Annotated in this window: 8 protein-coding genes; 2 read left to right on the top strand and 6 right to left on the bottom strand. The window is 56.8% G+C overall.

Annotated features, from left to right (window positions below; genetic code table 11):
* Positions 1–115: 115 nt before the first annotated feature.
* The 5 genes from malZ to phoB all read right to left on the bottom strand — a co-directional run bounded on the left by malZ (position 116) and on the right by phoB (position 7,277).
* The gene (gene malZ, locus HV242_RS04550; RefSeq protein ID WP_050737463.1) at positions 116–1,933 is read right to left on the bottom strand and encodes a maltodextrin glucosidase; all 1,818 of its coding nucleotides are present in this window, start codon (positions 1,931–1,933) and stop codon (positions 116–118) included.
* Between the two features lie 153 nt (positions 1,934–2,086).
* Positions 2,087–3,460, bottom strand: coding sequence for a proline-specific permease ProY (gene proY, locus HV242_RS04545; RefSeq protein WP_014168835.1), 1,374 nt, complete (start codon positions 3,458–3,460; stop codon positions 2,087–2,089).
* A gap of 81 nt (positions 3,461–3,541) precedes the next feature.
* Positions 3,542–4,861 carry a branched-chain amino acid transporter carrier protein BrnQ gene (gene brnQ / locus HV242_RS04540; protein ID WP_014168834.1) on the bottom strand — a complete coding sequence of 440 codons (1,320 nt, stop codon included), beginning with the start codon at positions 4,859–4,861 and terminating at the stop codon, positions 3,542–3,544.
* A gap of 409 nt (positions 4,862–5,270) precedes the next feature.
* Entirely contained in the window at positions 5,271–6,566 is a 1,296-nt protein-coding gene (gene phoR, locus HV242_RS04535; protein WP_014168833.1) for a phosphate regulon sensor histidine kinase PhoR, read from the bottom strand.
* A gap of 21 nt (positions 6,567–6,587) precedes the next feature.
* Positions 6,588–7,277: a phosphate response regulator transcription factor PhoB gene (gene phoB, locus HV242_RS04530; protein WP_008503265.1), complete on the bottom strand. Its 690-nt coding sequence runs from the start codon at positions 7,275–7,277 to the stop codon at positions 6,588–6,590.
* A gap of 187 nt (positions 7,278–7,464) precedes the next feature.
* On the opposite strand from phoB, the gene sbcD reads away from it, so the two are divergent.
* Both sbcD and sbcC read left to right on the top strand, forming a co-directional pair.
* Positions 7,465–8,670, top strand: a complete 1,206-nt coding sequence (gene sbcD, locus HV242_RS04525) for an exonuclease subunit SbcD (protein ID WP_050737464.1) — start codon at positions 7,465–7,467, stop codon at positions 8,668–8,670.
* On the top strand, positions 8,667–11,798 hold the full coding sequence (gene sbcC, locus HV242_RS04520; RefSeq protein ID WP_050737465.1) for an exonuclease subunit SbcC: 3,132 nt from the start codon (positions 8,667–8,669) through the stop codon (positions 11,796–11,798). Before sbcD ends, sbcC begins: the two co-directional genes overlap by 4 nt.
* Positions 11,799–11,859: 61 nt before the next feature.
* On the opposite strand, the gene mak is transcribed toward sbcC, so the two are convergent.
* Entirely contained in the window at positions 11,860–12,765 is a 906-nt protein-coding gene (gene mak / locus HV242_RS04515; protein WP_025204991.1) for a fructokinase, read from the bottom strand.
* Positions 12,766–12,837: the final 72 nt, after the last annotated feature.

Raw genomic sequence — 12,837 nt, 5'->3', positions numbered from 1 at the left:
TATAGCGAGAATTGATTGAGCGGATAGTAAAGATATTTGTCCCCTCTGTTGAAATTAACCGAACAACTTAGGGGAATTTTCAGCAACCGGGAAATAAACCGGTTGCTGATGACGATTAATTTCCGAACCAGACGGAGGCGGAAATGGCCGGTAAGGAGAGAATGCCTTCCTGAATCGTGCCTTTACCCTCTTTGCGTTGCCACGCCTTCACGTGCAGCAACGGAGAGTCATCCAGCACCACTTCACAGGCTTCTCCGCGGTTGATGGCGACCAGCACGCGTTGCTGGTTGTAGACGCGGGCAAACACCACCACGTTATCGTGGGCATACACCACCTGACAGCCACCGTAACGCAGCGCCTGGTTCTGTTTACGAAGCTTAGCCAGACGCTGGTACAGGCTGAGCAGCGCCTTGTCCTGCTTCGCCGGATCCCAGGGGAAGGTTTTGCGGCAGAAGGGATCGTTGTTCCCCTCCAGCCCCACCTCATCACCGTAGTAAATGCACGGCACGCCAGGCCAGGTGAAGAGCCAGGTAACGGCCAGCGGCAGGCGCGCCACATCCCTGCCAAGCAGGGATTTAAAACGTGCGGTATCGTGGCTGTCCAGCTGGTTAAACATCCGCAACTGCTGCTGATGCGACAGGCTGGCGCGGTAGTTATCCATCCATGCCATACAGGTTTCGGCGTCGATATGCTGCGGATCGTAGGAGATATCGGTGTTCGCCAGAAATCCCCATAGCGGGAAGGTAAAACCGCGGTAGTTCATGGCCGAATCTTCTGCATCGGCTTGCAGCCACTGGCGTGCATCGCCAAAATGCTCGCCAAAGACAAAGGCCTCCGGCTGCGCGGCTTTCGCTGAGCGGGTGATACCTGCAACGTGCTGAAGGTTATTCCGCGCTCCGCCCGCTTCACCCAGCATATGCACCACGTCAAGACGCCAGCCGTCCATGTTCCATGGCGCCTTAAGCCAGTGGCGGACAACGCTGTCTTCACCGCCGTAGATTTCGTTGACCAGAGAAGACGACTGGAAATCCAGCTTCGGCAGGCTTGGGTAGCCCAGCCAGTCCAGCGCGTAGCCCTCTTCATTAAAGCTGTACCAGTCACGCTGCGGCGAACCCGGGTTATGGCATGCCCCGCTCATCGACTGGTTATGACGGTCAAACCACGCGTGCGAATCCCCGCTGTGGTTGAATACGCCGTCCAGAATCAGGCGTATCCCTTCGTTTTTAGTGTTCTGTCGCAGGCGCAGCAGCGCGGCATCGCCGCCAAACTGCTCATCAACATGACGATAATCTTCGGTGTCGTATTTATGCACGCTCGGGGCTTTAAACACCGGGTTAAGGTACAGCGCCGTCACGCCCAGTTTTTTCAGGTACGGGAGTTTTTCGCTGATCCCGTCGAGATCGCCACCGTAAAACGTCGAGCCACCTGCCTGCGCGGTCAGCGGTTCATCCCATGCTTTGAGGATAATGTCGTGACCTGCTGCGTGGTGGTAATACACCTTGTCCTGGTCTGCAGTGCGCTTTTCGCTGCGGGCAAAGCGGTCCGGGAAAATCTGGTAAAACACCTGATCGTTAACCCATTGCGGGCCATTGTCCGGGTAATCGACGGCAAACTGCTCCAGCCGGGCCGGCGGAAAACGGCTAAACCCCTGCGGGGTAAACCACAGCTGGCGGTTATTCCACAGCAGTTTAAAACTGTAGCGACGACGCGGCTGTCCACGGGTTAAATCGATGTTTGCCCGCCACGCCGTGATCCCGGGCTGCGGCTGGCTGCGCTGCTTATGCATTTTCAGCGCGGTCTCTTCGTTATCAATTTCGGCGCGTAGCGTCACGCGTTCAGGCTGATTTTCCCCCGCCAGCCAGAGCGTAATCACAAGGTTGTCTCTGTTTTGCTTAACAAATGGGGCAACCGGAAGGTGCCAGGCGTTTAACATCACGAATCCCCTTTGATGAAATTGACGTCACCTTGCCACAGGGTGGTTAAGGTTAGCTCATCATGACGAGGTTTATTGAGGGAGGAGGACGGGGGAGGAGGCATCAGCGTGAGCGGATGCCTCCTTCCAGTCCCTCTGCGGGGAGAGGGAAGATTACTGTGCCTGCGCCAGCTGACGGTCTCGGCGGCATTTAAACATCCAGCCCAGCAGCAGCAGGACGATCCACGCGCAGCCCACATAAAGGGAGATACGGGTATCCGGATGATAGCCAATCAGGGCGATGATAAAGACCAGGAAGACCAGACCGACAGCGGTTGTCACCACCCCACCCGGCACTTTGAACTTCAGCGCTTTCGCCTCTTCCGGTGACAGACGGCGACGGAACGCAATCTGCGACAACAGGATCATGATCCACACCCACACTGTCGCGAAGGTCGCCAGCGACGCAATCACCAGGAACACATTCTCCGGCATGATGTAGTTCAGGTAGACCGACAGCAGCAGGGCTACGGTCATCACCATTACCGTCACCCACGGCGTGCCGCGACGAGAGGTTTTGGCAAACACCTTAGGCGCACTGCCCTGCTCCGCCATTCCGTGCAGCATGCGGCCCACGCCAAAGACGTCACTGTTGATTGCCGAAAGCGAGGCGGTCAGCACCACAAAGTTCAGGATGCTGGCGGCAAACGCGATGCCCATATGCTGGAAGGTCAGCACAAACGGGCTGCCGTTAGTGCCCACCTGGTTCCACGGGTAGATGGACATAATGACGAACAGCGTCCCCACATAGAACACCAGAATACGCATTGGCACTGAGTTGATGGCGCGCGGAATGGATTTCTCCGGGTCTTTCGCTTCCCCGGCGGTAATGCCGATAATCTCGATCCCGCCGTAGGCAAACATGACCATCTGCAGCGACATCACCATACCGAGCCAACCGTTGCTGAAGAAGCCGCCGTTGCTCCAGAGGTTATGGATCCCCGTTGGCTGACCGCCGTTGCCGATACCCCAGATGATGATCCCGAAGCCCGCGATAATCATGATGATAATGGTGGCAACTTTGAAGAAGGAGAACCAGAACTCCAGTTCGCCAAACACCTTCACGCTCATCAGGTTGACGGCACAGATGATCAGGACCACGCTCAGCACCCAGATCCAGTGCGGAACCGCGGGGAACCAGACGCCCATGTAGATACCAAAGGCGGTAACGTCGGCAATAGCCACAATCAGAATTTCGAAGCAGTAGGTCCATCCGGTGATAAAGCCCGCCAGCGGGCCTAAGTTTTCCTGCGCATAGCGCGAGAACGAACTGGCAGACGGATTGTGAACCGACATCTCCCCGAGGGCGCGCATGATGATATACGCAGCCACGCCACCGATGATGTAGGCCAGCAGAACGCTGGGACCGGCCATTTTAATGGCATCTGCCGAGCCATAAAAAAGACCGGTACCGATAGCGGATCCCAGCGCCATAAAGCGAATGTGGCGGGTGCTGAGTCCACGTTTGAGTTTGTTAGTGCTTTCCATTTAAATCTTGCCATTCAACTCGAAAAAAACAAAAAACCACGGGGCCTTAAGCCCCGTGGTTAAACAGTTTGTTGCCGTTGATTAATGGGCGTTCGATGCGACCTGACGCCCTGCAGCACGATCCCAGATAATAGCCAGAACCAGTGCAACAACGGTAGGCATCAACCAGGCCAGGCCCTGCTCGGACAGCGGCAGACGCTGTGTCCAGGCTGGCAGTATTTGCGCAAAGGCGGATGCTTTAATCCCGTCAAGGATACCAAAAATCAGGCTGATAAACATGGCTGGCGCAATAATTCGCGACGAGTTGTTCCACCACGGGCGGGTGAAGCTCAGCACCACCAGCACGATACACGGCGGATAGATGGCCGTCAGCACCGGGATAGAGACCTGAATCAGGTGGCTCAGACCGAGGTTTGACACCGCCATGGAGAAGATGCCCAGGATAAAGACCAGCGTACGGTAAGAGAGCGGCAGATACTGAGCAAAGAACTCAGCGCAGGCGCAGGTCAGCCCCACGGCGGTGACAAGGCACGCCAGGAAAATCAGTACCGCCAGCAGCAGGCTACCCGCACCACCAAAGGTGTGCTGCACGTAGGCATGGAGGATCGCCGCGCCGTTGGCATTTTGATCGACCAGTATGGCGCTATCTGAGCCCAGGCGGAACAGCGCCAGGTACAGCAGCGTCAGCCCCACACCGGCCATCAGGCCAGCCCAGATGGTGTAGCGAGTCAGCAGACGCGCTTCCGTCACGCCGCGGGAACGTGCGGCATTCACGATAACAATACCAAATACCATTGCGCCCAGCGTATCCATCGTCAGGTAGCCGTTCACAAAGCCATTGGAGAACGCGGCGTTTTTATAGGCGTCCATCGCATCGCTAATCGGGCCTGCGGGCCAGACGATGGCCGCAACCGCCAGCACAATCAGCGCCACGATTTTCAGCGGAGCCAGGAAGTTACCCACGGTATCCAGCAGCTTGCCCGGATAAAGGGAAACCAGAATGACAATCGCGAAGTAGATCAGGCTGTAGATAAACAGCGGCATCGCGCCATCGCCAGTGAGCGGGGCAATCCCCACTTCGAAGGATACGGTCGCGGTACGCGGGGTCGCAAACAACGGGCCAACGGCCAGATAGCAGACGGTCGCCAGCAGAATGCCGGCCACTTTGCCAATCGGGGTGCTGAGGCTATCAACGCCACCACCGACTTTCGCCAGCGCGACGACGGTCAGTACCGGCAGACCCACAGCAGTAATCAGGAAACCAAACGCAGCGGTCCAGACGTGTTCACCCGCCTGTAAGCCAACCATTGGGGGGAAAATGATGTTGCCTGCGCCAACGAACAGCGCAAATGTCATAAAGCCCAGCGCGATGATGTCACGCGATTTTAAGTGATGGGTCATAAAACCTTACTGCCTGTGGATGTGGTGTTGAAAACATTGAGATTTTCGCTATCCCTGACGGGACGATACAGCGGAAAATTTGCTCAATTTCAGCGGGATATGCTCCCGTCCTGGCGTGGAGAAGAATAGTTTTTCGATTTACCACGCAAATACAGTCGGTATGACAGTATCTGGGGCGCAATTTAAACGCTTATAACGTTTAAAGGCAAGATGGGATCGTGAAACCAGAACAATATGCCAGCATCAAAAATCAGACCAGCACAATACGCTAATTATAAGAAAAACCCATGGCTAATCATGCGAACAAAAAACAGCCAGCCGTATAATATTCAGCCGCGTTTCGCTTGACTGCAAAGCAAACGGGCCAGCAAACGCTGGCCCGTGGAAAGGTAAACTGACACGCCTGTCGTCAGGCGATCTTTTTGGCAATTAATCGTTCCGGGATAACGAAACTGAAGCGGGTTCCCTTACCCAGCGTGCTTTGAATATCGAGACGGCTTTCATGATGATTCACCGCGTGTTTCACAATAGCCAGCCCCAGACCGCTGCCGCCGGTCTGCCGTGAGCGTGCTTTATCCACCCGGTAGAAGCGCTCGGTCAGACGCGGGATGTGTTCAGGTGCGATCCCCGGCCCGTTATCCTCTACGCTGAACTCAGCGCCCGTTGGCGTGTGCTGCCAGCGCACCACGATATCCGTCCCCGCAGGCGTATGATTCACCGCGTTATACACCAGATTGGAAATGGCGCTGCGCAGCTCATCTTCGCTGCCAAGCACCTTGAGCGTGTTGTCGACCTCGAAGGTCAGCTGATGCATTTTATGGCTTAACGTCTGCGCTTCGCGCTCCACCACCCGCAGCATCATCGGAACATCAATGGTGTCATTCAATGCCAGCGAGGGGGCGGCCTCAATTTTCGAGAGCGTCAGCAGCTGTTTCACCAGCCCTTCCATACGGTGCGTTTGTTCACGCATCGTATGCAACGCTTTCTCGCGCGGCGCGCCTTCCAGCGTTTGCTCCTGCATCATCTCCAGGTACCCCTGAAGCACCGTCAGCGGAGTGCGTAATTCGTGGCTGACGTTGGCAAAGAAGTTGCGTCGCGCCCCTTCCAGCTGGTGCATCTGGGTGACATCACGGGCAACCATCAGCCACTGCTGGTCGCTGTAAGGCATCACACGGATTTCCAGATGGCGCCCATTATTGAGCTTCAGGTTGTGGGGGCGGGTAAAATCACGCTTTTTCAGGTACAGCGTGAACTCGGGATAACGCAGAAGGTTGAGGATGTTCTGGCCATTATCGTCCGGCCAACGCAGGCCCAGCAGCTGTTGCGCGAGGCCGTTACACCAGAAGATCGTCCCTTCTTCGGTCGTCAGAATGACAGCATCCGGCAGCGACTCAGCGCCGCTACGGAAGCGTTTGATCAGGCTTCCCAGCTCCCGACGCCGCTTTTTGTTACGCATCTGCATCTGGTGCAGACCGTACAGCAGCGGCTCCCAGCTTCCGCTTCCCGGCGGAGGCGTCATACTTCGGTCAACCCATAGCCACCACGAGAGGCGCAGCAGGTTCCAGAAATGCCAGATCAGAAGCCCGGTAACCGACGCCAGCAGAAACCACGGCAAATATCCAAGAAAGGCCCCCAGAATGAAGGCCGGAATACAGCATAAGATCAGTTCAAAGACGAGCCTTTTCCATGACAGACGTTCCAGCACGCGTCACACTCCTGTCATTGTTCAGAAACGGGTTGAAAAACGATAACCCGTGCCGCGGACCGTCTGCACCATGCGATCGTGGCCGCTCAGTTCCAGCGCTTTTCGCAGGCGGCGGATATGTACGTCAACCGTCCGGTCTTCGACATACACGTTAGTTCCCCAGACGTTATTCAGCAACTGTTCGCGGCTGTATACGCGCTCCGGGTGAGTCATAAAGAAATGCAGAAGTTTAAATTCGGTAGGCCCCATATCGAGGGGATTTTCACCGGTCATGACGCGGTGTGAGGTAGGGTCAAGGCTCAGTCCCTGCATCTCAATCACCTCTTCCACCGCCATCGGTGAAATGCGGCGCATCACGGCTTTAATGCGGGCAACCAGCTCTTTCGGTGAGAATGGTTTGGTAATGTAATCGTCCGCCCCCGTTTCCAGACCGCGTACGCGATCCTCTTCTTCACCGCGCGCCGTGAGCATCACAACCGGTATGTCGCGGGTTAGCGCTTCACGTTTCAGGTGTTTGATAAACTGCAGCCCGGAGCCGCCAGGCAACATCCAGTCGAGCAGAATCAGATCGGGCCAGGGTTCATTCAGCTGGTTCACCGCGCTGTCATAATCTTCCGCCTCAACCGGCTGGAAGCCATTTTGCTCGAGCACGAAGCACACCATTTCACGAATCGGAGCTTCATCTTCTACGACCAGAATACGTCTCGCCATACTTTGCCCTGTTTTATCTTATTTAAGTTACAAGTTTGTAATGCGGCGTCATTATGCGTCAGATTTATGACAGATTTATGAAAAACAGTACCACTATAAAGGGCAAACTGTTGTTTTATTACAGCGGTTATTTTCTGTTCCCTGACAGTTTATAATCCTGCTTTCTCTTTTTCGCCACGGATCAGCAATGCGCATACTACACACCTCTGACTGGCATCTGGGTCAAAATTTTTACAGCAAAAGCCGGGCGGCTGAACACGAAGCGTTCCTGAACTGGCTGCTGGATACGGCCCGCTCTCATGAGGTGGACGCCATTATTGTGGCGGGTGACATCTTCGATACCGGCTCGCCCCCCAGCTATGCGCGCGAGTTGTATAACCGTTTTGTCGTCAATCTGCAGCAAACGGGCTGTCATCTGGTGATTGTTGCAGGCAACCATGATTCCGTCGCAACGTTAAATGAATCCCGCGATATTCTGGCGTTCCTCAATACTACCGTGGTGGCCAGCGCAGGACATGCGCCGCAGATCCTGAAAAAGCGCGACGGGACGCCGGGTGCGGTACTGTGTCCGATCCCATTTTTACGCCCGCGCGATATTGTCCAAAGCCAGGCGGGGCTTTCCGGCGCTGAAAAACAGCAGCATTTGCTGCAGGCCATCACCGACTATTACCACCAGCAGCATGCCCAGGCCTGTGCCCTTCGCGGCGAACAGGCGATTCCGGTGATTGCCACCGGGCACCTCACCACCGTTGGGGCCAGCAAAAGCGACGCGGTACGTGACATTTATATTGGCACGCTAGATGCTTTCCCGGCACAAAACTTCCCGCCCGCGGATTATATTGCCCTCGGGCATATCCACCGGGCGCAGGTTATCGGCGGCTGCGAGCACATTCGCTACTGCGGCTCGCCCATCTCGCTGAGTTTTGATGAGACCGGCAAAGCCAAAAGTGTCCATCTGGTCAGCTTTAGCGGCGGCAAGCTCAGCGCCGTTGACACGCTGGAAGTGCCCGTCACCCAGCCGCTGGCGGTGCTGAAAGGCGATCTGGACGCCATCACCGCCCAGCTTGAACAGTGGCGCGGCGTGGAACAAAACCCGCCGGTCTGGCTGGATATTGAGATCGCCAGCGGCGACTACCTGCATGATATGCAGCGTAAAATTCAGGTACTCACGGAAGACCTGCCGGTAGAGGTGCTGCTGGTGCGCCGCAGCCGCGAGCAGCGCGAGAAAATTCTGCTCGGCGCTCAGCGCGAAACGCTCAGCGAGCTCAGGGTGGAAGAGGTTTTTGAACGCCGGCTCTCCCACGAGGAGATTGACGACGCGAAACGCGCACGGCTGAACGAGCTGTTTACGCACACCCTGCATGCCCTGAACGATGAGGAAGAAAACGCATGAAAATCCTCAGCCTGCGTCTGAAAAATCTCAACTCACTGAAGGGTGAGTGGAAAATCGATTTTACCGCGGAGCCGTTTGCCAGCAACGGACTGTTTGCGATTACCGGGGCTACCGGCGCAGGGAAAACGACCCTGCTCGACGCCATTTGTCTGGCGCTGTATCACGAAACGCCGCGCCTGCAGAAAGTCTCCCAGGCACAAAACGATTTGATGACGCGCGACACGGCCGAATGCCTTGCCGAAGTTGAGTTTGAAGTCAGAGGTATTGCCTATCGCGCTTTCTGGAGTCAGAACCGCGCGCGAAATCAGCCCGACGGTAATCTTCAGGCCCCACGCGTCGAGCTGGCACGCTGTGAGGACGGTAAAATTCTGGCCGACAAAGTGTCGGATAAACTGGAACAAACGGCCGCCCTCACCGGGCTGGATTATGGCCGTTTTACCCGCTCAATGCTGCTCTCTCAGGGGCAATTTGCCGCCTTCCTCAATGCCAGACCTTCCGACCGCGCCGAACTGCTGGAAGAACTGACCGGAACCGAGATCTACGGTCAGATTTCCGCCATGGTGTTTGAGAAACACAAAGCCGCGCGTAACGCCCTTGAGGTGTATGAAGCACAGGCTGCAGGCGTCGTGTTGTTGAGTGAAGAACAACAGCAGCAGTTACAGCAAAGTTTGCAGGCACTTACTGACGAAGAGAAAACGCTGCTGGCGCAACAGCAGAATCAACAGAAAGATTTTCAGTGGCTTACGCGCAATGACGAGCTTATACGTGAGCAGCAGCGCGTTGCCACCTTACAGCAACAGGCGCAACAGGCACTGACCGAGGCTGCGCCCGAGCTGGCAACGCTCCAGCTTGCTCACCCCGCCGCCCAGCTGCGACCACTGTGGGACAGCCAGCAAGAGCAAACCACCCGACTGGGGCAAACGAAGCAACGCATTGTTGAAGTAAATGCTCGCTTACAAGCAAAAACCGCGCTGCGCTCGCGTATCCGTAATACGGCCCAGCGTAGCCATGCACAACTGCAGACCGACCTTACGGCGCTGGCACAGTGGCTGGCAGAGCACGAGCGTTATCGTCAGTGGGGGCAGGAAATAGCAGGCTGGCGCGCCCATTTTGCACAGCTGAATCGCGATAAACATCAGATCGCCACGCTTTCCACGCGCATTGCTGAATTACGCCAGAAGCTGGCAGAGATGCCGGAAAACGCCCTGACGCTCACGGCTGACGAGGTCAGCGTGGCGATGGAGCAACAGGCTCAGTCACGGACTTTCCGCCAGCGGCTGATGTCGCTTCAGGCCCGTTATCTGCCGCTGCAACAGCGTCTGCGCCAGAACGGTGAAAGCCTGCAGAAAGCCCAGGCAGAGCAGGTAAAACTCAATGAAACGCTGACGCTGCGTCGCCAGCAGTACAAAGAGAAAAACCAACATTATCTGGATCTTGAAACGCTCTGCAGACAGGAAGAGAAGATTAAAAGTCTGGAGGCAGAGCGTGCGCAGCTGCAGGCGGGACAGCCCTGCCCGCTGTGCGGCTCAACCTCGCACCCGGCGGTCACTGCCTATCAGGCGCTGGAGCTGAGTGCCAACCAGCAGCGTCGCGACCAGTTAGCCAAAGAGGTCGCTGCGCTTAAAGAGGAAGGATTGTTAGTTCTCGGCCAGGTGAATGCCCTGACCCGGCAGATCCAGCGTGAGACAGACGACGCTCAGACGCTCTCTCAGGAGGAGCAAGCGCTCACTAAAGAGTGGCAATCCGTTTGCGCGTCCCTGAATATCACTCTGAATATTCAGGAAGATATTGCCCCGTGGATGAACGAACAAGAGCAGTATGAGCGTCAGCTTTACCAGCTGAGCCAGCGTCTGACGCTGCAGCAACAGCTGAATGAACAGGACGCGCAGGCGCGTCAGTATCAACAGCAGCTGACGGCCACGCGCCAGGCGCTGGAAACGACCCTGCTGACGCTGTCACTCAACGTCCCGGAAGAAGGCACAGAGGCTGCCTGGCTGAACGAACGAGAAACCGAGTTCGCACAGTGGCAGGAAAAACAGACTCAGCATGGCGTCATGCAGGAGCGCATGACGGCTCTGATGCCGCTGCTCGACACCCTGCCCGCCACAAACGACACAGAAACCGAACCGGCCATTCCTGATAACTGGCGCGAAACGCACGACGAATGCGTTTCTCTTCAGAGCCAGCTTGCCACATTGCAACAGCAGGAAAGCCTCGAAAGCGAGCGACTGCAGCACGCCACGACGCATTTTACCGCCGCATTGACCGCAAGCTGCTTCGCCGATCGGGAGGCCTTTCTGGCTGCACTGCTTGATGAAGAGACCATCCGCCGTCTTGAACACCGTAAGCAGACCCTGGAAAACCAGCTTCAGCAGGCAACCGCGCTGTTCGCACAGGCAAACCAGCAGCTGCAGGCTCATCAGACGCAGCGACCGGAAGGGCTGGAACTCGATGCGCCAACCCTGCAGTTGCAGCTACAGCAACTCGGGCAACAGCTTCGGGAGAACACCACTCATCAGGGTGAAATCCGCCAGCAGCTTAAACAGGACAGCGATAACCGTCAGCACCAGCTGGCGCTCATGCAGCATATTGAAGAGGCCGCGCGGCTGGCCGATGACTGGAGCTATCTGAATTCGCTGATAGGTTCCAGCACCGGCGACAAGTTCCGTAAGTTTGCCCAGGGGCTCACGCTGGATAATCTGGTCTGGCTTGCCAACCAGCAGCTAAATCGCCTGCACGGGCGCTATTTGCTGCAGCGCAAGGTTAGCGATGCGCTGGAACTCGAAGTAGTGGATACCTGGCAGGCGGACGCGGTGCGCGATACCCGTACCCTCTCCGGCGGCGAAAGCTTCCTTGTTAGCCTGGCACTGGCGCTGGCGCTTTCCGATCTGGTGAGCCACAAGACACGCATCGATTCGCTGTTCCTGGATGAAGGCTTCGGCACGCTCGACAGCGAAACGCTGGATACCGCCCTGGATGCGCTCGACGCGCTGAACGCCACCGGGAAAACCATTGGCGTGATTAGCCACGTCGAGGCGATGAAAGAGCGGATCCCGGTGCAGATCAAAGTGAAGAAGATTAACGGGCTGGGGTATAGCAAGCTGGATAAGGTGTTTGCGGTGGAGTGAGGGTGCCCTGCATGAGGGCCCCCTCATCCCGCCCCCTCTCACGTAGGGAGAGGGAGAATGGCTATAGCGGCCAGAGCCACGCGGCGCCGCGCACGCCGCTGGAGTCCCCGTGCACCGCTTTGCGGATCGGGGTTTCACACTCACCCCCGAAGACCCACTGCTTCACCAGATTCGGCACCGTGGCATATAAACGGTCGACGTTGCTCATCCCGCCGCCGAGCACAATCACGTCAGGGTCAAGGATATTCACCACGTGCGCCAGGGATTTCGCCAGCCGCATTTCATAGCGGCTGAGAGCCAGCTCAGCCACCGGATCGTGTTCCCCGACCCGGCGCATAATCTCGTTTCCCTTGAGTGGCTGGCCACTCAGGCGGTGGTAATCGGTGGCAAAACCGGTGCCGGAGATAAACGTCTCAATACAGCCCTGCTTGCCGCAATAGCACGGCACCTCGGCGCGGTATTTAAGTTCATCGTCATCCATCCACGGCAAGGGGTTATGTCCCCACTCGCCCGCCGTACCGTTGCCGCCAATATGGGCACGCCCGCCCAGGGCCACGCCTGCGCCACAGCCGGTCCCGATAATGACCGCAAAAACGGTCTGGGCCCCTGCGGCGGCACCGTCAATGGCTTCGGAGACGGCCAGACAGTTGGCGTCATTTGCCAGACGCACTTCCCGGTTCAGGCGCTGACTTAAATCTTTATCAAAAGGCTGACCGTTGAGCCAGGTGGAGTTGGCATTTTTAACCACCCCGGTATAGGGCGAGATTGAGCCCGGGATCCCCATCCCAACGGTGCCGGTCTGCCCTGTCGCCTGCTCAGCCATGTCGACCAGCCGGGCAATCGTCTCGATAGTCTGGTGATAATCATCGCGCGGCGTAGGCAGACGGTGGCGGAACAGTTGCTCCCCCTGCTCGCTCAGTGCGATGACTTCTGTTTTGGTGCCGCCCAAATCAATCCCAATACGCACAAGACACTCCTCATTATTTTGATTATCAACAGAGTAGAAGCCCGCTTCCCGATTAGCAATGCAAGCGATGCG

The sequence above is a fragment of the Enterobacter sp. RHBSTW-00593 genome, assembly GCF_013784105.1.
GTDB lineage: Bacteria > Pseudomonadota > Gammaproteobacteria > Enterobacterales > Enterobacteriaceae > Enterobacter > Enterobacter ludwigii.
The sequence above is the reverse complement of the archived record's forward strand: the minus strand, read 5'-3'. Positions and strand labels throughout refer to the sequence as shown.

Coding starts and splice junctions, on each gene's coding strand:
- malZ (WP_050737463.1), bottom strand. CDS start 1,933: ATGTTAAACGCCTGGCACCTTCCGGTTGCCCCATTTGTTAAGCAAAAC.
- proY (WP_014168835.1), bottom strand. CDS start 3,460: ATGGAAAGCACTAACAAACTCAAACGTGGACTCAGCACCCGCCACATT.
- brnQ (WP_014168834.1), bottom strand. CDS start 4,861: ATGACCCATCACTTAAAATCGCGTGACATCATCGCGCTGGGCTTTATG.
- phoB (WP_008503265.1), bottom strand. CDS start 7,277: ATGGCGAGACGTATTCTGGTCGTAGAAGATGAAGCTCCGATTCGTGAA.
- sbcD (WP_050737464.1), top strand. CDS start 7,465: ATGCGCATACTACACACCTCTGACTGGCATCTGGGTCAAAATTTTTAC.
- sbcC (WP_050737465.1), top strand. CDS start 8,667: ATGAAAATCCTCAGCCTGCGTCTGAAAAATCTCAACTCACTGAAGGGT.